The organism is Antarctobacter albus (assembly GCF_900101505.1).
GTDB lineage: Bacteria > Pseudomonadota > Alphaproteobacteria > Rhodobacterales > Rhodobacteraceae > Antarctobacter > Antarctobacter albus.
Map to the genome: position 1 here is coordinate 140,327 of NZ_FMZI01000003.1, position 17,636 is coordinate 157,962.

General features: G+C 67.2%; 18 protein-coding genes and 1 tRNA gene. 9 read left to right on the plus strand and 10 right to left on the minus strand.

The annotated features are described in order from the left end of the window. Positions 1–69: 69 nt before the first annotated feature. Both ykgO and BLQ71_RS06235 read right to left on the minus strand, forming a co-directional pair. A complete protein-coding gene (ykgO, locus tag BLQ71_RS06230; protein ID WP_043136100.1) occupies positions 70–195 on the minus strand; it encodes a type B 50S ribosomal protein L36 in 126 nt (41 codons plus the stop codon). Between the two features lie 99 nt (positions 196–294). After that, a tRNA-Val gene (locus BLQ71_RS06235) sits at positions 295–369 on the minus strand. Positions 370–519: 150 nt separating this feature from the next. On the opposite strand from BLQ71_RS06235, the gene BLQ71_RS06240 reads away from it, so the two are divergent. Beyond that, entirely contained in the window at positions 520–1,383 is an 864-nt protein-coding gene (locus BLQ71_RS06240) for an N-formylglutamate amidohydrolase (RefSeq protein ID WP_074621103.1), read from the plus strand. Positions 1,384–1,387: 4 nt separating this feature from the next. On the opposite strand, the gene lpxK is transcribed toward BLQ71_RS06240, so the two are convergent. The 7 genes from lpxK to rbfA all read right to left on the minus strand — a co-directional run bounded on the left by lpxK (position 1,388) and on the right by rbfA (position 7,572). Further along, on the minus strand, positions 1,388–2,389 hold the full coding sequence (lpxK, locus tag BLQ71_RS06245; protein ID WP_074621104.1) for a tetraacyldisaccharide 4'-kinase: 1,002 nt from the start codon (positions 2,387–2,389) through the stop codon (positions 1,388–1,390). After that, complete coding sequence (locus BLQ71_RS25930; protein ID WP_074621105.1) at positions 2,389–3,594, minus strand: 3-deoxy-D-manno-octulosonic acid transferase; 1,206 nt, start codon at positions 3,592–3,594, stop codon at positions 2,389–2,391. Before BLQ71_RS25930 ends, lpxK begins: the two co-directional genes overlap by 1 nt. A gap of 3 nt (positions 3,595–3,597) precedes the next feature. Beyond that, on the minus strand, positions 3,598–3,837 hold the full coding sequence (locus tag BLQ71_RS06255) for a DUF4170 domain-containing protein (RefSeq protein WP_043136110.1): 240 nt from the start codon (positions 3,835–3,837) through the stop codon (positions 3,598–3,600). A gap of 158 nt (positions 3,838–3,995) precedes the next feature. Continuing rightward, the gene (locus tag BLQ71_RS06260) at positions 3,996–4,769 is read right to left on the minus strand and encodes a 3'(2'),5'-bisphosphate nucleotidase CysQ (RefSeq protein WP_074621106.1); all 774 of its coding nucleotides are present in this window, start codon (positions 4,767–4,769) and stop codon (positions 3,996–3,998) included. Beyond that, positions 4,756–6,099: a TldD/PmbA family protein gene (locus BLQ71_RS06265; RefSeq protein WP_074621107.1), complete on the minus strand. Its 1,344-nt coding sequence runs from the start codon at positions 6,097–6,099 to the stop codon at positions 4,756–4,758. Before BLQ71_RS06265 ends, BLQ71_RS06260 begins: the two co-directional genes overlap by 14 nt. A gap of 323 nt (positions 6,100–6,422) precedes the next feature. Next, positions 6,423–7,172 carry a phosphodiester glycosidase family protein gene (locus BLQ71_RS06275; protein ID WP_052244203.1) on the minus strand — a complete coding sequence of 250 codons (750 nt, stop codon included), beginning with the start codon at positions 7,170–7,172 and terminating at the stop codon, positions 6,423–6,425. Positions 7,173–7,176: 4 nt separating this feature from the next. Beyond that, positions 7,177–7,572, minus strand: coding sequence for a 30S ribosome-binding factor RbfA (gene rbfA, locus BLQ71_RS06280; RefSeq protein WP_043136118.1), 396 nt, complete (start codon positions 7,570–7,572; stop codon positions 7,177–7,179). Positions 7,573–7,684: 112 nt separating this feature from the next. On the opposite strand from rbfA, the gene dapB reads away from it, so the two are divergent. After that, on the plus strand, positions 7,685–8,494 hold the full coding sequence (dapB, locus tag BLQ71_RS06285) for a 4-hydroxy-tetrahydrodipicolinate reductase (RefSeq protein WP_074621109.1): 810 nt from the start codon (positions 7,685–7,687) through the stop codon (positions 8,492–8,494). Positions 8,495–8,592: 98 nt separating this feature from the next. On the opposite strand, the gene BLQ71_RS06290 is transcribed toward dapB, so the two are convergent. Beyond that, on the minus strand, positions 8,593–8,790 hold the full coding sequence (locus BLQ71_RS06290; RefSeq protein ID WP_074621110.1) for a DUF1674 domain-containing protein: 198 nt from the start codon (positions 8,788–8,790) through the stop codon (positions 8,593–8,595). An 86-nt stretch (positions 8,791–8,876) separates the two neighbouring features. Here BLQ71_RS06290 and BLQ71_RS06295 point away from each other — a divergent pair, with 86 nt between their 5' ends. The 7 genes from BLQ71_RS06295 to BLQ71_RS06325 all read left to right on the plus strand — a co-directional run bounded on the left by BLQ71_RS06295 (position 8,877) and on the right by BLQ71_RS06325 (position 17,634). After that, positions 8,877–10,124 (plus strand): RsmB/NOP family class I SAM-dependent RNA methyltransferase, encoded by a 1,248-nt coding sequence (locus BLQ71_RS06295; protein ID WP_074621111.1) that lies wholly within the window; start codon positions 8,877–8,879, stop codon positions 10,122–10,124. Between the two features lie 91 nt (positions 10,125–10,215). Further along, complete coding sequence (locus tag BLQ71_RS06300) at positions 10,216–11,964, plus strand: heparinase II/III family protein (RefSeq protein ID WP_074621112.1); 1,749 nt, start codon at positions 10,216–10,218, stop codon at positions 11,962–11,964. Positions 11,965–12,009: 45 nt separating this feature from the next. After that, positions 12,010–13,599, plus strand: a complete 1,590-nt coding sequence (gene purH / locus BLQ71_RS06305) for a bifunctional phosphoribosylaminoimidazolecarboxamide formyltransferase/IMP cyclohydrolase (RefSeq protein WP_074621113.1) — start codon at positions 12,010–12,012, stop codon at positions 13,597–13,599. A gap of 205 nt (positions 13,600–13,804) precedes the next feature. After that, positions 13,805–14,275, plus strand: coding sequence for a signal peptidase II (gene lspA, locus BLQ71_RS06310; protein ID WP_069209257.1), 471 nt, complete (start codon positions 13,805–13,807; stop codon positions 14,273–14,275). Positions 14,276–14,329: 54 nt separating this feature from the next. Further along, positions 14,330–14,851 carry a DUF3035 domain-containing protein gene (locus BLQ71_RS06315; RefSeq protein ID WP_074621114.1) on the plus strand — a complete coding sequence of 174 codons (522 nt, stop codon included), beginning with the start codon at positions 14,330–14,332 and terminating at the stop codon, positions 14,849–14,851. 102 nt (positions 14,852–14,953) lie between these two features. After that, positions 14,954–16,318, plus strand: a complete 1,365-nt coding sequence (locus BLQ71_RS06320) for a M16 family metallopeptidase (protein WP_074621115.1) — start codon at positions 14,954–14,956, stop codon at positions 16,316–16,318. Continuing rightward, entirely contained in the window at positions 16,315–17,634 is a 1,320-nt protein-coding gene (locus BLQ71_RS06325) for a M16 family metallopeptidase (protein ID WP_074621116.1), read from the plus strand. Before BLQ71_RS06320 ends, BLQ71_RS06325 begins: the two co-directional genes overlap by 4 nt. Positions 17,635–17,636: the final 2 nt, after the last annotated feature.

Here is a 17,636-nt window from a genome sequence, read left to right on the forward strand (position 1 = left end):
ACCCCCGCGGCGGATGCCGGCGGGGGTTATTCGGATCGGGCCAGAGGCCCCAAGGCATAAAGCCGGGGTTCAGCCCTGGCGTGCCTTGAATTTCCGCTGCGTCTTGTTGATCACATAGACGCGGCCCTTGCGGCGCACAACGCGGCAGTCGCGGTGGCGCTTCTTGAGCGAGCGGAGCGAGTTTACGACCTTCATGGTCTTCTCCTGTCGTCGCGGCGCGCGAGCGCCATTGGTTGCGGCCAATACCCGACGCACCGAGAGGCATGCCTCCCGGGGTGCCGGGCGATGAATTCATGGTGGGCGATACTGGGATTGAACCAGTGACCCCTTCGATGTCAACGAAGTGCTCTACCGCTGAGCTAACCGCCCTATATGACCCTTGCACATTCCCGTCCGCCTCTTTCGAAGCACCCGGTGATGCGCGCCGGTGGAGGGTCTATAAATGGCTTCTTTCCGGGGATCAAGGGCTTTTGGAGGGTGGAATTTTCGGTCTATTCTCATCCCCGAAAAGGAGCGCGGATGCCTGAAACTTCGTACCACCTGCATATGCCCGAAACACCCGCGTCGCGCGTGGTTTTCGCCTCTCCGCATTCGGGCCGGGACTATCCCGACAGCTTTCTGCGTACAACGATTCTGGACAATCACAGCATTCGGACCTCCGAAGATGCCTATGTAGACCGGCTTTTCGACTGCGCGCCGGAGTTCGGGGCGCCCTTGCTGCGGGCCGGGGCGCCGCGTGCCTACATTGATCTGAATCGCGCTGCCGACGAACTGGACCCGGCGCTGATCGAGGGCTTGCGTCGCGGCGGGCATAATCCACGGGTGGCCAGCGGGCTGGGTGTCGTGCCCCGCGTGGTGGCCAACGGGCGGGCAATCTATCGCGGCAAGCTGACGCGGGCAGAGGCCGACCGGCGAATCGCGCGAATCTGGCAGCCCTACCACGACAAGCTGCACGCCTTGCTGCACGATGCGCGGGCGCGCTTTGGCGAGGCAGTGCTGATCGACTGCCACTCGATGCCGCATGAGGCGCTGGACGGTTCCGCCCGTCACGGTGCACGGCGGCCCGAGGTCGTGATCGGTGACAGGTTCGGTGCTTCGGCCCGTCCCGAGATCGTCGAGCAGGTCGAGGCGGCCTTTGCCGCCGCCGGTTTCGTCGTGGCGCGCAACGCGCCCTTTGCCGGGGCCTATACGACGCAGAACTATGGCCGCCCGTCGCGGGGGCAGCACGCGGTTCAGGTGGAAATTGACCGGGCGCTGTACATGGACGAGGCAAAGATCCTGCCGAACGCCGAGTTCGATTCTGTCCGGCGCCGGTTGCGCGACGTGGTGGCGGAACTGGCGGCGCTTGGCAGCGAAGGTCAGCAGCAACTGGCCGCGGAATAACCTGTCACGTCTGGCGGTCGAACAGCCGGTCCAGCGCCGCGTCCAGCGGCGCGGGATCGTGGAGGTCCAGCCGGACAGGCAGGGTCAGTACCTCGCGCCGCAACTCCGGCGGCAGGCGCACCGCGTCCTTTTCCGTCGTGACCAGTTGCGCGCCCAGCAGCTGTGCCTCACGCATCAACCGGGTGACAAGCGCCTTGGTGAAGGGCTGGTGGTCCTCCAGCGCCTCGGCGCGGCGGATATCGGCGCCCAGGCTGCGCAGGGTGGCAAAGAATTTTTCCGGGTGACCGATTCCGGCAAAGGCGAGCGTCGGCAAGCCTTCCCAGTCCATGCCGGTCTGAAGGGGCGCCAGGTGCCCGGTCAGATGCGGCAAGGAAATGCGCCGGCTCCAGTCTGCGGAGAACCTTTTTTGCGCCGCGTCCGGTCCGATCGACAACAGGAGGTCGCCCCGTGACAGACCGACCGCCAGCGGTTCACGCAGCGGCCCGGCAGGCAGGCAGCGCGCATTGCCGAACCCGGCGACCGCGTCGACACAGATGACGGTCAGGTCTTTGGCAACATCCGGGTTCTGCAACCCGTCGTCCAGCACGATCACGTCGGCGCCCGCGGCCTCTGCCTGCCGGGCGCCCGCCGCCCGATCCCGCGCAACCCATGTGGGGCAGAAGGCAGCGATCAACAGCGGTTCGTCCCCGGTCATATCGGCGGTGTGCCGGCCGGGGTCGACCTGTTCCGGGCCGGTGAGGCGGCCGCCGTACCCGCGTGACACCACATGCGGGACAAGCCCGCGCCCGATCAGGCGTTGGACAAGGGCGATGACGGTTGGTGTCTTGCCGGTGCCGCCCGCGTTGACGTTGCCAACACAGATCACCGGAATGCCGGGCCGCACTTTTGGCGGGCGGGCGACACGGCGGGCCGTCGCCCGTGCGGTGAGTGCCGCCAATGGCGCCAGCAGGCGCGCCTGCCACGCCGGGGTGTCGGGTTCTGTCTGCCAGAAGCGAGGCGGGCGCATCAGTCCTCGGCCCTCGCGTCCAGCGTGTCGCAGATCTCGGAAAGGACACGGTCGACCAGCCGCGCGCTGGACGAGATCACGTCCCAGCCCGCATGGGCCATGACCGCCGCCTGGTCCGGGGCGACGAGGTGTGACACCGCTGCCCCCAGGGAATCGCCGTCGCGCACGATGCGCGCGGCCCCGGCACCGACCAGCCGCGAGTAGGCACCCAGGTGTGCCCCCACGTTGGGGCCATAAAGCACGGCCGCACCAAGCGCCGCCGCCTCGAAGGGATCCTCTCCCGTGCCGCCGGTGGTCAGCGAACCGCCCAGGAATGCCAAGGGCGCCAGCCGATACCACAGTCCCAACTCTTCCGGCCCGCCGGCCAGCAGGACCTGCGTGTTCTCGTCCGGCATGTCGCCGTTTTCCCAGTCGCAGACCCGCATCTGGTCGCGGCGCAGCATGGCCGCGATCCTGTCCGCGTCGGCGGGATCCGCCGGGGCCAGGATCAGCAGCAGCCTGTGGGCCAGCCTGCTGGCCTGGCGGTGTGCCATCAGCACGTCGCGTGCCTCGTCCGGGCGGACGCGGGCGGCCAGCCAGACGGGACGGCCGGCGATCAGGCTGGCAATTTCCTCGTGCAACCCGTCAGAGCAATCCAGCGGCGCCTCGGTGTCCAGAAAGGGCGTGGCATCGTGCACGCGGCCGCTTTCGATGCCAAGGCGCCTCAGTCGGCGGCTGGCATCGGGGCCGGTCGTGTAGAGACTGTCGAACAGTGCCAGAACGGCCGGCGCCGGATCGGGCAGCCAGCGCGGTGCCTCTGCCGGAAAAGGAGCATCGGCCAGGTCCAGGGCGATCATGTGGCTGCCACTTTCCGCGAGGGCCGACAGCAGGCCGGGACGCAGTGCCTGCCCCGTCCACAGCGCCACATCCGGGCGCAACTGGCGAAGGCTGCGCAGATCGTCGGCGGCCATGTCGCGCGGCATAGGGACGGTCATCAGCCCCGGGCGCGACGGCACCCGCCCGCTGAGCCAGACCGTGACCTCGGGGCGCTGTGCGGTCAGCCGCGCTCCAAGGCTGGCCAGCGCGCGCCCGGTTTCGCGGTCTTCGGCAAAGCCCCAGACCAGCGGGCCGGAGGGGCGCGGGGGCCAGTCCGGCGTCTCGCCCGGGGCAGAGGCGCTGCGCGCATAGGCCAGGTAGGCCGAGAGGCTCAGCGCGCGGCGCGTCATGGGTCAGCCCAGTTCCTCGGTCGAGGACGCCTCTTGCGCCTCTTCGCGCAGACGGTGGAGATGGGCGATGAAATAGCGCATGTGGGCATTGTCGACGGTGCGCTGTGCCTCGGCCTTCCAGGCGTTGTAGGCTTCTTCGTAATTGGGAAAGATGCCGACGATGTGCAGGTCGTTCACGTCCTTGAAGACGGTCTTCGACGGATCGACGAGTTCGCCGCCGAAAACGAGGTGAAGGCGTTGCATGAGGCGCGCTCCCTTTGGGTTGCGGGGTCAGCGCGACCCTAGCGAACGCGCACCGCTGGTCAAGGCGCGGTGAAGGGGCGCGGCGCTGTGACGGGCTGCGTACCGGGCAATGCCCCCGCCTTGGGCGGTTTGCAGCCGGGGCGATCCATGCAATGCGGCTAGAGCCTGCGTTGCATCAGGGCGGCATGCAGATCGGGGTTCGCGGCAATCATGCCTTCGGCCTTGGGGATCTTTGCGTTGAACCGCAACGGCGCGCCCTTGCCGTCGGTGATGCGTGCCCCGGCCTCGGACAGGATCAGGGCGCCGGGGGCAATGTCCCATTCCCATGTCGGGCGAAAGGTGAACATCGCGTCGTAGCGGCCCTCGGCGACCAGGCTTTGCCGGTAGGCCAGCGAGGGGCGGTAACTGCGCTTGAGCTTTGGCAGGCCGCCGGGCCAGTGTCCGGCATCCAGGCTGGGGCGGGTGGCCAGCACCTCTGCCTCGTCGGGCCGCGCGGTGGCGCTGGCAGTCACGCGGTCTCCGTTCAGATGGGTGCCGCCGCCCAAACTGGCGGAATAGAGCTTGTCCATCATCGGCAGGTAGACGACCGAAGCGATCGCCTGCCCGTCCTCGACCACCGCAAGCGCATGGGCCCAGGTGTTTTCGCCTTCGATGAAAGAGCGCGTGCCATCGATCGGGTCGATGATGAAGACGCGTTTCGTGTTCAGCCGGTCGGTGCCATCCGGGGTTTCCTCGCTCAGCCAGCCGTAATCGGGCCGTGCCTCACGCAGGAATTGCGTCAGCAGCGTGTTCACCGCCAGGTCGGCGTGGGTGACGGGGCTGTCGTCAACAGCCTTGTACTGCACGCCCAGGTCGCCGCCGACAAAGGCGGTGGCCACTTCGGCAGAGCGGCGGGCCGCTTCGATCAGTAGGTCGAGATCATTCGCCGGCAAGGGTCAATCCTTCGACCAGCAGCGAGGGGACCACGCGGCTGAGATAGGTGCGCGCGTCATTGGCGGGTACGATGGTCCGCAGCATGTCCCGCAGGTTGCCCGCGATGGTCACGCCGGACACCGGGTAGGCGGGTTCGCCGTTCTCGATCCAGACACCGGCCGCGCCGCGCGAATAGTCGCCCGTGTTGGGGTTGATGGTGGACCCGATCATCGAGGTGACCAGCAGGCCGGTGCCCATCTCGCGCATCAGGTCCGCGCGGCTTTGCGAACCTTGGGTCAGGGTCAGGTTCCACGATGCCGGCGAAACAGAGGCCCCGCCGCGCGCGGCATTTGCGGTGCTCTCCATGCCCAGTTTCCGCGCGTTGGCCAGGTCCAGCGTCCAGCCGGTCAGCCTGCCCTTGTCGATCACGGCGCGCTTGCGGGTCAGCAGGCCCTCGGCGTCGAAGGGGCGCGAGGCGCTGGCACGGGGGCGGTGCGGGTCCTCCACCAGGCTGAGATGGTCGGGCAGGATCTGTTCGCCAAGGGCCCCGCGCAGCCAGGACTGGCCGCGCGCCACCTGGGCGCCGTTCGCGGCGGCGACCATGTGACCGATCAGGGACGCGGCGACCCGCTCGTCGAAAAGCACGGGGTAGGCGCCGGTCTTGGGCTTGCGCGGGTTCAGCCGTTCCAGGGCGCGGGCGGCAGCGCTGTCGCCAATGTCCTGCGCGCTGCGCAGATCGGACTGAAAGGTGCGGCTGTCGCCGTCGCTGTCGCGCTCCATCCCCAGGCCCTCGCCCGCGATGGCGACACAGTAAAGCGCGCGCGACGTCCGCTTGTAGCTGCCTGAAAACCCGTTGGTTGCCGCCAGGGCGATGGTCTGTGCGGTGTATTGCGCGGCCGCGCTGTCGATCCGGGTGATGCCGTCGTGCGACAGGGCTGCGGCCTCTGCCTGCCGTGCATCTTCCTCCAGCGCGGCGGGTGCGGGTTCCGGCGCGGGATCGGCCAGCTCCAGCGACGCGACGTCCCAGTCCGTGGCGATCTGATCAGGATCGGCCAAGCCGGCATAGGGGTCCTCGGGCGCCTCGCGCGCCATTGCCACGGCGCGGGTGGCCATTTCGGCCAGCGCCTCTGGCCGGATGTCCGACCCCGAGATCGATGCGCTGCGCTGCCCCAGGAAGACCCGCAGGCTGAGGTCGCGGTACTCGGCCCGCTCGGCCTGTTCCAGGACGCCGCCGCGCACGTCGATGGACTGTGCCGCGCCATCGACCGCCAGGGCGTCCGCCGCGTCGGCACCTGCCTTGCGGGCGGCGTCGAGCAGGGCATTGGCAAGCGATTGGCAGGTGTCGGTCATGGGAGCCTCTGGATTGATGTCCCTCCGAGGTAAGCCGGACCGGGAAGAGAGGCAAGGCCAAGGCCGTTTCCCTGTGCCCGGTTTCGGAAATAGCCTGATCCGACTGGGACAATCAGGGGGTGGCGATGTTCGGGGCCAAGGCGATTTGTGATGGGCGCATTGCCTTGTTGAGCGCCGTGCAGCCCTTTTCCATGACCGATGTGACTATTCGCCCGGGCAGCACCGGGGCCGGAAACGAGCCCGGACTGAACATGGATATGCCCATTCTTGCAGGGCGTTCGGACTGCTGCGCATGTGCGGCATCCTGGCAGAGCTGACCGGTTCTAGCGTGTGCTCTCGGTGACGGCCACGATCGGCCCCATGCGGCGGCCAAGGTCGGCGCGGTTGATCTGGGGCGCATAAAGGCGCGAGATGTTTCCGTCCAGGAACAGGGCGTTGGGCAGTTTCAGCACATCGCGGAACAGGCGGGCGAACTCGTGAAAGGTGACCGTGTTCTGTGAGATGGCAAAGACCGCGCGGTCACCGTTTGCCGAAGTGCCCACGCCGTTGCGGATGTAGCGTGACGAACTGTCCGGCAGGAAACGCGGGTGCAGGGCGCCTTCGATCACCAGCATCGGGCCCGACTGGGTGGCATGGCGGCAGCGCGGACGGCGAGCAAGAAAATCCCGTGTCTCGATCACCCGCGCCCAGCCCTCGCCGATGCAGAAGATGCCGTTCGGCAGAAGTCCGAAGTTGCCCTGCGACGGCCCCGAGATCACGCGCATCTCTTCGCGACCATCCTCAAGGTAGTAGCCGACAGGAGAGCGGTCCTCGTGGTACATTCCGGCATTCATGGCAAAGACAAGATCCTTGCCCTTGCTGGCCAGGTCGGCCTTGAGCAGGCTGAAATGGCCGTAGGCGTCGCCGCTTTCGTCGGCGCGGAAGAGGCGCAGGTTCTCGCGTTCCGGATCGACCTCGCAGACCACATAGGCGTTGCCCTCATGGTCGATGTCGCGGCATGTCACCGCCTGTGCCGCAGGGGCAATGGCCAGCGTGGCGGTCAGCAGGGCAAGGCAGGCGGCAATCCGGCGCATGAGCTCAGTCGTCGAGATCGCGCCGCACGGCGTCGTCGGAAAACAGGCGCCGGGTGTCGTCGAGGTGGTCGAAGGTCTCGTCGAGGCGAAAGCGCAACTCTGGCGCGAACTTCAGGGTCAGGCCGCGCGACACGGCGCGGCGCAGCTCCCCCTTGTTGCGGTCCAGCAGCTCGAACATGTCGGCCTGGTGCTCGCCGCCCAGGGGCACGACATAGGCGGTCGCGACCTTGAGGTCGGGTGACACCCGGACCTCGCCCACGGTGATCGAGAGCCGGTTGAGATCGGGATCGTGGATATCCCCGCGTTGCAGCACCTCGGACAAGGTGCGGCGGATCAGCTCGGCGACCCTAAGCTGGCGTTGGCTGGGCCCGGGGCCGTCGTGGAATCTGTTGCGTGCCATAGGTCCAGACTTAAGCTTGCTGTCTTCGTTTGCCAAGCGCCCCGCGTGGGGCGTGCATTTGCCGGAGAGGAGCGGTAACAGGGGCGGAACAGTGGCGTCAAGGAGCGGGACGATGGAGGATTACGGCGTTGTGGTGACCGGCGTTTCGGGCCGGATGGGCCAGATGCTGGTTCAACAGGTGACAGCGCATGAGCGGCTGCACCTTTGCGGAGCCCTGGAGCGGCCCGGACACCCCTGGGTGGGGCAGGACCTGGGGCTGGCCTCGGGCGGCGCGGCATTGGGTGTCATGGTTTCGGATGACCCTCTGGAGGCCTTTGCCCGTGCCCATGCGGTGATCGATTTCACCTCGCCGGCGGCGACCGTGGCCTTTGCCGAACTCGCCGCCCAGGCGCGGCTGGTGCATGTGATCGGCACAACCGGGCTGGCGGAGCGCGATCTTGAGAAGATCGCGCTTGCAGCGCGGCACGCGGTGGTGGTGCGGGCAGGGAACATGAGCCTCGGCGTGAACTTGCTGACGACGGTGACGCGGCAGGTGGCGGCGGCGCTGGACATGGACTGGGACATCGAGATCGTCGAATCGCACCACAACCAGAAGGTGGACGCGCCGTCTGGTACTGCGCTGATGCTGGGCGAGGCCGCGGCCGAGGGGCGGGGCGTCTCGCTGTCCGACGTATCTGATCGCGGTCGCGACGGGATCACCGGTGCACGCAAGAAAGGGGACATCGGGTTCCATGCGATCCGCGGTGGCGACATCGTGGGCGAGCACGAGGTGATCTTTGCCGCAGCCGGAGAGCGGATCGTGCTGAAACACATTGCTTCGGACCGGGCGCTGTTTGCCCGAGGCGCGCTGAAGGCAGCGCTCTGGGGGCAGGGCAAGGGACCGGGCGAATACGACATGCTGGATGTGCTGGGGCTGAAATAAGTCCCGCGCCCGCGCTCCGCCCGGAGCGACGCCCACCCGCGCGCTCCGTTCGGCAGGCGGGCGCGGGCGGTCTGCCGTACTTTCCGGGCGCACCCGGATCAGAAGTCGATGGCGAGGCCCTTCTTCTCCCAGTCGCCGTAGCGCACGGGTTCGGGACCGTCGCGGCCGCCCAGTTCCCGGGGGAGGGCCTGCGTTTCGGCCTCGGCCCTTGCGCGGCGTTCGGCGGCTTCGGCCAGCGCGCGCTGTGCGGCGGGGGGGAGATCGGGCCTGTCGGTCTTGGGGTCGGTCTCGGACATGGGCTTTCCTCGTCTGGTGCTGCTTGATATACGCCCGCCGGTCTGTCGGGCAACCCCGCCCCCAACCGCCGTTCCGGAGATCGCCCATGTCCAATGCCCCCAGCCCGGCCCGCCTTGCCGCCGTCGACCTGCTGGACCAGGTTCTGGGACAGGGGCGACCCCTGTCGGAAAGCGAAAGGCTGGAGGTCCTCGCGCCATCGGACCGCGCGGCAGCACAGCGGCTGGCCACGGAAACGCTGCGTGGGATGGAACGGGCCGACCGGTTGCTGAAAGCGCACCTGCGCAAGGCGCCTGCGCCAAGGGTCATGAACATCCTGAGGTTGGGTGCGGTGGAACTGTGCCTGGGCGGGACCGCGCACGGCGTGGTCAGCGACTGTGTCGAGATCGCCGCCGCCGGCAAACGCACGCAGGGCGCGCGCGGTCTGGTCAACGCGGTGCTGCGCAAGCTGGCCGAAGAGGGGCCGGCAGCCTGGGGCAAGCTGCGCATCCCGCGCTTGCCGAAATGGCTGCGCGATCCTCTGGTCGAGGCATGGGGGCCGCAGGCGGTGGCCAACATGGAGCGTGTTCATTTCGAAGGTGCGCCGCTGGACCTGACACCGAAGCCGGGCGCGGATCTTTCGGCGCTGGGGGGCGAGCTGCTGCCCACCGGGTCTGTGCGCCTGCGCGACGCGGGTCAGGTCAGTGCCTTGCCGGGATTTTCCGAAGGCGACTGGTGGGTACAGGATGCCGCTGCTGCGCTGCCGGCGAAACTGTTGGGCGATGTGGCGGGGCAACCTGTGCTGGACATGTGTGCGGCGCCCGGTGGAAAGACGCTGCAACTGGCCGCAGCGGGGGCCAAGGTCACCGCGCTGGACCTGTCCGAGGCGCGGTTGAAGCGGGTGCAGGAAAACCTCGACCGGACCGGGCTGACGGCGACATTGGTTGCAGGCGACGCGCTAGAACACGAAGGCCAGTACGAAGCGATCCTGCTGGACGCGCCCTGTTCTGCCACCGGCACGATCCGCCGCCACCCCGACCTGCCGCACGCCCACGTGGGCGAGCGCATCAGCGAGTTGATCGGGTTGCAGGAAGCGATGCTGGACCATGCGCTGCGCCTGCTCAAGCCCGGAGGGCGCCTGGTCTACGCCACCTGTTCGCTGATCCCGGACGAGGGCGAATGCCAGGTGGATGAGGCGCTGGCCCGCCATCCGGACCTGCAGGTGATCCCGCCAGAGGCACCCTGGATCGAGGACCGCTGGCGGTCCGAGGAGGGCGGACTGCGGCTGCGGCCCGATTATTGGGCGTCCAGGGGCGGCATGGACGGGTTCTTCATGGCGGTCCTCACGCGCGGTTAACTCTGTGGTGACTTCCGCCGGGGAGCGATGTATCCTGCTACAAACAAGCCCGAAACGGGCGACCCGAGGCAGATCGCAGAGCAACCGGCCCATGTCCACGGCGCGAAACTGGCGAACCGCGCATGCGCGGATGATGAACCGCATGCAGGCGCGCATGTCGGCCAGTGCCCGTCCGGCCGAAGGGTTCGTGTCTCAACCTGAACCGCGCACCGTGGGGTTCTTTGCCCGGGGTCGGCAGATGCTGGCCGGGAACCTGATGTTCGCGGGCCACCTGGTGCAGGCCGAGGGGCGGTCGATCTGGGCCATAGATCCGCCCGATCCCGCCTTCGAGGAGGAAATCCACGGTTTCGGCTGGCTCGATGACCTGGCGGCGGTGGGGGATGCCAAGGCGCGGGCGCTGGCGCAGGCCTGGCTCTGGGAATGGGTCCGTCGCTATGGCAAGGGCCGGGGGCCCGGCTGGACACCGGAGCTGAGCGGGCGTCGGGTGATCCGCTGGATCCATCATGCGCTGTTCCTGCTGCGCGGGCGCAAGGCCGACGACAGCGAGGCGTTTTATACCGCCCTTGCGGCGCAGACCCGTTTTCTGGCCAAGCGCGCCCATGTGGCCGCGCCCGGACTGCCGCGGTTCGAGGCAATGACCGGGCTGCTGTACGCGGGCCTCTCTCTGCAGGGGATGGAGGCGCATGTTGCCCCCGCGCGCGAGGCGCTGGGGTCGGATTGCGCCAAACAGGTCGATGCGCAGGGCGGCATTCCCACCCGCAATCCCGAGGAACTGCTGGAGGTCTTTACCCTGCTGACCTGGGCGCAGCAGGCGCTGCAGGAGGCAGACCTCGACCCCGATCCGCGCCACGTCCAGGCGATCGGGCGCATTGCGCCGACACTTCGGACGCTGCGCCATGCCGATGGCGGGCTGGCGCGGTTTCACAGTGGTGGACGGGGTCTTGAGGGGCGGCTGGACCGGGCGCTGGCGGCCTCGGGCAACAAGAAACGGCAGGCGGACGGGCTGGCGATGGGGTTTGCCCGGCTCTCGGCCATGCGCACCTCGATCATCGTCGACGCCGCGCCGCCACCGGCAGGGGCGGCCTCGGCCCGCGCCCATGCCTCGACCCTGGCGTTCGAACTGACCTCGGGGCGGCGCCCGGTGATCGTCAACTGTGGCTCCGGCGGTGGGTTCGGCGAGGCATGGCGACGGGCGGGTCGCGCCACGCCCTCTCATTCCACCCTGTGCTTGCAGGGCTATTCCTCGGCCCGGCTGGGGGCGCCGCGCTGGATCGGTGAGGCCCGGCGCGAGTTGCTGGAGGACGCGCCGCGCCATGTTCCGGTGCAGATGAGTCACCTGCCCGAAAGCCTGCGGTTTGAGGGCGGGCATGACGGCTATGTCACCGTGCAGGGGCTGACGCATGCGCGCAGCCTGGAATTGTCGCTGGACGGGCGCAGCCTGCGGGGCGAGGACTACCTCGTGGCTCTCGACGCGCCATCGAAGAAACGGTTCGACCGGGCGATGGATTCGATGAAGCTGGCCGGCTTGCCTTACGAGATCCGCTTTCACCTGCATCCGGATGTCGACGTGGCGCTGGACATGGGCGGCACTGCCGTCTCGATGGCGCTGCGCTCTGGCGAAATCTGGGTGTTCCGCTTTGACGGGGCGGTGGACATGGCGCTGGAACCCTCTGTCTATCTGGAAAAGGGACGATTGCAGCCGCGTGCGACGAAGCAGGTCGTTTTATCCGGGCGCGCGATGCAGTATGCGACGCGCGTCCGCTGGTCGCTGGCCAAGGCACAGGAGACGGCCCTTGCCGTCCGTGACCTTGTCCGCGACGAGGTGGACGAGACCGCCTGACACGGTCTCTTGCCGCAATAGAACGACCTTCCGAGGGGATCCTCCATGTCCGACCTTCAGCCCGTGCGCCGCGCGCTGCTTTCCGTATCCGACAAGACCGGCCTGACCGACCTGGGCCGCGCGCTGGCCGCCAGGGGGGTAGAGCTGCTCTCGACCGGCGGGTCCGCCAAGGCGCTGCGCGAGGCAGGGCTGGAGGTGCGCGACGTGGCCGACCTGACCGGTTTCCCCGAGATGATGGACGGTCGGGTCAAGACGCTGCATCCCAAGGTGCATGGCGGGCTGCTGGCACTGCGCGACAACGGGATGCACACGGCGGCGATGGCCGAACATGGCATCGTGCCGATCGACCTCCTGGTGGTGAACCTCTACCCGTTCGAGGAGACAGTGGCCAAGGGCGCCGATTATGACACCTGCATCGAGAACATCGACATCGGCGGCCCGGCGATGATCCGCGCCGCGGCCAAGAACCATGCTTTTGTCACCACCATCGTCGATGTCGAGGATTACGACTCGCTGCTGGCCGAACTGGATGCCAACGACGGCTTGACCTCGATCGAATTCCGCAAGCGGCAGGCGCAGATCGCCTATGCCCGCACCGGCGCCTATGATGCCGCCGTCAGCACCTGGATGGCCGCTGCCATCGGCGAGGCGACCCCGCGTCGCCGCGTGTTCGCCGGGACGCTGGCGCAAAGCCTGCGCTACGGCGAGAACCCGCACCAGAACGCGGCGTTCTACACCGACGGGTCCAACCGTCCGGGCGTTGCGACCGCCGAACAGCTTCAGGGCAAGGAACTCAGCTACAACAACATCAACGACACCGATGCGGCCTTTGAACTGGTGTCGGAATTCCTGCCCGGCGACGGCCCGGCCTGCGCGATCATCAAACATGCCAACCCCTCGGGCGTGGCGCGCGGTGGCAGCATGCTGGAGGCCTACCAGAAGGCGTTCGATTGTGATCGCACCTCGGCCTTTGGCGGTATCGTGGCCCTGAACGGCGCGCTGGACGGCGAGACCGCCGAGGCGATCTCCGAGATCTTCACCGAGGTCGTGATCGCGCCGGCCATCCACCAGGAGGCAAAGGACATCTTTGCCAAGAAGAAGAACCTGCGCCTGATCCTGGCGCCGGGGCTTGCCAATCCCGCATCCGCCGGTCTGGCCTGGCGGCAGGTCGCTGGCGGTTTGCTGGTGCAAGACCGCGACAATGGCGCCCGTGCGCTGGACGACCTGAAGGTGGTGACCAAGGTCGCCCCGACAGAGGCGCAGATGCAGGACCTGCTGTTTGCCTGGAAGGTTGCGAAACACGTCAAGTCCAACGCCATTGTCTACGTCAAGGACCTAGCCACGGTAGGTGTTGGCGCGGGCCAGATGAGCCGGGTCGATTCGGCGCTGATCGCGGCCAAGAAATCCGAGCGAATGGCCGAGGCGCTGGGCCTGCCTGCGCCGCTGACGCAGGGCTCTGCCGTGGCCTCGGACGCGTTTTTCCCCTTCCCCGATGGGCTGATGGAGGCGGCAGCAGCGGGGGCCAGCTGCGTGATCCAGCCTGGTGGCTCGATGCGCGACGACGAGGTGATTGCCGCAGCCGACGAGGCCGGGCTGGCGATGGTCTTTACCGGCATGCGTCACTTCCGCCACTGAGGGGTAGGGGGCGTCGTGATCGGGGGGGCTTTCAGCATGACCCCCGTCACCGGCGGCGGCTCCTCGGGGTATTTGTACCCGGAAGAAACCTGACGCGGGGCGCGGGGCGGCAAAGCCGCTTGCGCGCCCCGTTGCGGCCCACTAGGTCTGCGACCGAAAAATGCGGGAGGCGGTTCTGGCACAGGCGGCGAAACGAACTGGCGGGTTGAGGCTGGTGTTCTGGGTGACGCTGGTCATTTTCCTGCTGGACCAGGTGACGAAATACCTGGTCGTGCATGTCATGGGGCTTGGCAACAAGCTGGCCATCGAAGTCCTGCCGCCTTTCCTCAACTTCCGCATGGCCTGGAACTATGGTGTCAATTTCGGACTGTTCTCGGGCGATGCGGCGGCCACCCGCTGGATCCTGATTTCCGTTGCGATGGGCATCGTCCTGTTCGTCGTGGTCTGGATGCGTCGAGATCCCCCGGGCGTCATGGGCCTGATTTCGGCCGGTTTCCTGATCGGCGGGGCGCTGGGCAACGTGATCGACCGGCTGGTTTACGGTGCGGTGGCGGATTTTCTGAACATGTCGTGCTGCGGCATCGACAATCCCTATGCTTTCAACGTCGCGGACATCGCGATCTTTATCGGCGCTTTCGGGCTGATCCTTTTTCCATCGCGCAAAAAGGCCCCGTGACGCCGGTCCCGAGATGGGGTAAGGCTGGCGAAACTCGGAATTCGGAGGGAAGCGATGCGGCGCGCGCATCTTGTTGCAATCCTTGGCCTGGCGGGTATCGCCTCCTGTTCGGCGATCGACCGTGACAAACCCCTGCACGATCTGCGCACCAACAGCGCAGAGCCGGAGGAGTTCGCCATCGTTCCGAACAAGCCTCTGGTTCAGCCGGAAAGCTATGCGCAACTGCCGCCGCCCACGCCGGGAGGTCCCAACCGGACCGACCAGACGCCCAAGGCAGACGCTGTTGCCGCGCTGGGTGGCAATCCTTCGCGCCTTGTGGCCGGCGGTCCGGGTGTTCCGGCGGGCGACGGCGCACTGATCCAGCGCGCCAGCCGTTTTGGCCGCGATCCGGGCGTGCGCCAGGAACTGGCCCAGAAAGACGCGGATTTCCGTCGCTCCAAGTCGATCTTCAACTGGTCGATCGTGCCGCAGGACGACTACAATCGCGCCTACAGGCGCGAGACGCTGGACCCTTATCGTTGGTTGCGCGTCTACCGCCGTGCCGGGGCCACGACACCGGCCGCGCCGCCCGAATGAGGAACCGCGCCCCGCGCGCCGGTCACGAGACCGTAACTCCGGCTTGAAGTTGCCGCCGCCGCGCGTACCTAATGCGACATCCGGAAAACCAGAGGATGCCGCATGCGCCGACTGACCCTGTTATTCGCTTTCGCCCTATCAATGACCGCGCCTGTCGCCGTCTCCGCCCAGGAGGCCGGCAAGGTCACGACCTTCGGGCTGGACAACGGCATGGACGTTGTCGTGATCGAGGATCACCGCGCACCGGTCGTGGTCCACATGGTCTGGTACCGCGCGGGATCGGCGGATGAACGCCCCGGGTCGTCGGGGGTGGCGCATTTCCTGGAGCACCTGTTGTTCAAGGGCACCGATACGCTTGAGCCCGGAGAGTTCAGCGCCACGGTTGCGCTCAATGGCGGCACCGACAACGCCTTTACCAGCTACGACACCACCGCCTATCACCAGCGCGTCGCGGCCGACCGGCTGGGCCTGATGATGAAGATGGAAGCTGACCGCATGGTCAACCTGCGCCTGTCGGAGGCCGATATCCTGACCGAACGCGAGGTGATCATCGAAGAGCGCAACATGCGGGTGGAAAACAGCCCCGGGGCGCTTTTCCGTGAACAGAAGGACGCCGCGCTATATCTCAACCATCCCTACGGCACGCCGGTGATCGGCTGGCGGCACGAGATGGAGCAGTTGGACCTGGACGATGCGCTGGCCTACTACCGCCAGTTCTACGCGCCCAACAATGCCATCCTGGTGGTGGCCGGGGACGTGACGCCTGAAGAGGTGCGCACCCTGGCAGAGGAACACTATGGCCCCCTGCCTGCCAATCCCGATCTTGGGGAGCGCGCCCGCCCGACGGAACCGCGCCACCTGTCGGAACGGCGGATGACCTATACCGATCCGCGCGTCTCGCAGCCCTATATCACTCGCAGCTACCTGGCCCCGGCCCGCACCAGCGGCGCCCAGCAGGAGGCGGCCGCGCTGGCCATCCTGTCGGAGGTCCTGGCCGGTGGGCAGACTTCTGTCCTGACCCAGAAACTGCAGTTCGAAAGCCGGGTCGCGGTCTATACCGACGCCTATTACGACGACACGACGCTGGATGCGTCCAGCTTTACGCTGGTCGTGGTGCCGGCAGCGGGGGTGAGCCTGCAAGAGGCGGAAACCGCGCTGGACGATGTGCTGGCCGAGGTGATCGCGGAGGGGATCGACCCCGACCAGCTTGACCGGATCAAGTTCCAGATCAAGGCGGCCCAGATCTATGCGCTGGACAACCCGGCCAGCATCGCGCGGCGCTACGGCAATGCGCTGACCACCGGCCTGACGGTGGAAGACGTGCAAGACTGGCCCGATGTCCTGCAGGCCGTGACCGGAGAGGACATCGTGGCCGCCGCGCAAAAGGTGTTCGACCGCCGCCATTCCGTGACCGGCTACCTGATGGCGCCGGACGCGCAGACCCCGCAGCAGGAGGTGACCCAATGATCCGCCGCTTTGTCCTTGCCTTCGGCATGATCTGTGCCGGCTTCGCCGCCCATGCCGAGATCGAGATCCAGGAGGTGACCAGCCCCGGTGGCTTCAAGGCCTGGCTGGTCGAAGAGCCGTCTATCCCCTTCGTTGCGCTGGAAATCCGGTTCCTGGGCGGTGCGTCGCTGGATGCGCCGGGCAAGCGTGGGGCGACCAACCTGATGGTCGGTCTGCTGGAAGAGGGCGCCGACGAACTGGATGCGCGCGGCTTTGCCGAGGCGCGTGACGGGATCGCGGCGCAGTTCCGTTACGACGTTGGTGACGATACGGTCAGCGTTTCGGCAAAGTTCCTGACCGAGACGCGGGACGAAGCCGTGGACCTGCTGCGCTCGTCGCTGGTCTCGCCCAGTTTCGATGAGGCTGCCATCGAGCGTGTCCGCGCGCAGGTGCTGTCCGGTATCCGATCCGACGCCACCGACCCGGACGAGATCGTGGGCGATGCCTTTTACGACCTGGTCTTTGGCGACCACCCCTATGGCACCAACCAGAACGGCACGGTCGCCAGTGTCACCGCACTGACCCGGGCCGATATCGTCGATGCGCATCGCGCCGCCTTGGCGCAGGACCGCGTTTTTGTCGGCGCCGCAGGCGACATCAGTGCCGAGGAACTGGGTGCTTTGCTGGATCGGCTGTTCTCGGACCTGCCCGAAACCGGCGCGCCGCAGCCCGCCGACGTGGCGGTGCAGACCGAGGCCGGCGTGACCGTGGTGCCCTTTGACACCCCGCAATCGGTGGCGATCTTCGGCCACAAGGGAATGAAGCGGGACGATCCCGACTTCTTTGCCGCCTATGTGCTGAACACGATCTTTGGCGGCGGCGGATTCGAGGCCCGACTGATGAACGAGGTGCGCGAGAAGCGGGGCCTGACCTACGGCGTCTATTCCTACCTTTCGCCGCGCGAGCACGCGGAACTGATGCTGGGCCGCGTGGCTTCTGCCAATGACCGCATCGCAGAGACGGTGCAGGTGATCCGCGACGAATGGACCAAGATGGCGACCGAGGGTGCGACGCCCGAGGAGTTGGAGCGCGCCAAGACCTACCTGACCGGCGCCTATCCGCTACGGTTCGATGGCAACGCACCGATCGCCCGGATCCTGGTGGGCATGCAGATGGACGACCTGTCGCCCGACTACATCACGACGCGCAACGCCAAGATCGAGGCGGTCACGCTGGAAGACGTCAAGCGCGTGGCGGGCGAGTTGATGAAGCCAGAGGAACTGCACTTTGTCGTGGTCGGCCAGCCCGAGGGGCTGGAGGCGACGGTGGGGCAGTAACA

What these genes read in the sequence shown, in the direction of transcription:
- BLQ71_RS06240 (WP_074621103.1), top strand. Translation starts at nt 520, where the DNA reads ATGCCTGAAACTTCGTACCACCTGCATATGCCCGAAACACCCGCGTCG.
- dapB (WP_074621109.1), top strand. Translation starts at nt 7,685, where the DNA reads ATGGAGGATTACGGCGTTGTGGTGACCGGCGTTTCGGGCCGGATGGGC.
- rbfA (WP_043136118.1), bottom strand. Translation starts at nt 7,572, where the DNA reads ATGGCACGCAACAGATTCCACGACGGCCCCGGGCCCAGCCAACGCCAG.
- BLQ71_RS06295 (WP_074621111.1), top strand. Translation starts at nt 8,877, where the DNA reads ATGTCCAATGCCCCCAGCCCGGCCCGCCTTGCCGCCGTCGACCTGCTG.
- BLQ71_RS06265 (WP_074621107.1), bottom strand. Translation starts at nt 6,099, where the DNA reads ATGACCGACACCTGCCAATCGCTTGCCAATGCCCTGCTCGACGCCGCC.
- ykgO (WP_043136100.1), bottom strand. Translation starts at nt 195, where the DNA reads ATGAAGGTCGTAAACTCGCTCCGCTCGCTCAAGAAGCGCCACCGCGAC.
- BLQ71_RS06300 (WP_074621112.1), top strand. Translation starts at nt 10,216, where the DNA reads ATGTCCACGGCGCGAAACTGGCGAACCGCGCATGCGCGGATGATGAAC.
- BLQ71_RS06275 (WP_052244203.1), bottom strand. Translation starts at nt 7,172, where the DNA reads ATGCGCCGGATTGCCGCCTGCCTTGCCCTGCTGACCGCCACGCTGGCC.
- BLQ71_RS25930 (WP_074621105.1), bottom strand. Translation starts at nt 3,594, where the DNA reads ATGACGCGCCGCGCGCTGAGCCTCTCGGCCTACCTGGCCTATGCGCGC.
- BLQ71_RS06255 (WP_043136110.1), bottom strand. Translation starts at nt 3,837, where the DNA reads ATGCAACGCCTTCACCTCGTTTTCGGCGGCGAACTCGTCGATCCGTCG.
- BLQ71_RS06315 (WP_074621114.1), top strand. Translation starts at nt 14,330, where the DNA reads ATGCGGCGCGCGCATCTTGTTGCAATCCTTGGCCTGGCGGGTATCGCC.
- BLQ71_RS06320 (WP_074621115.1), top strand. Translation starts at nt 14,954, where the DNA reads ATGCGCCGACTGACCCTGTTATTCGCTTTCGCCCTATCAATGACCGCG.
- BLQ71_RS06325 (WP_074621116.1), top strand. Translation starts at nt 16,315, where the DNA reads ATGATCCGCCGCTTTGTCCTTGCCTTCGGCATGATCTGTGCCGGCTTC.
- purH (WP_074621113.1), top strand. Translation starts at nt 12,010, where the DNA reads ATGTCCGACCTTCAGCCCGTGCGCCGCGCGCTGCTTTCCGTATCCGAC.
- lpxK (WP_074621104.1), bottom strand. Translation starts at nt 2,389, where the DNA reads ATGCGCCCGCCTCGCTTCTGGCAGACAGAACCCGACACCCCGGCGTGG.
- BLQ71_RS06290 (WP_074621110.1), bottom strand. Translation starts at nt 8,790, where the DNA reads ATGTCCGAGACCGACCCCAAGACCGACAGGCCCGATCTCCCCCCCGCC.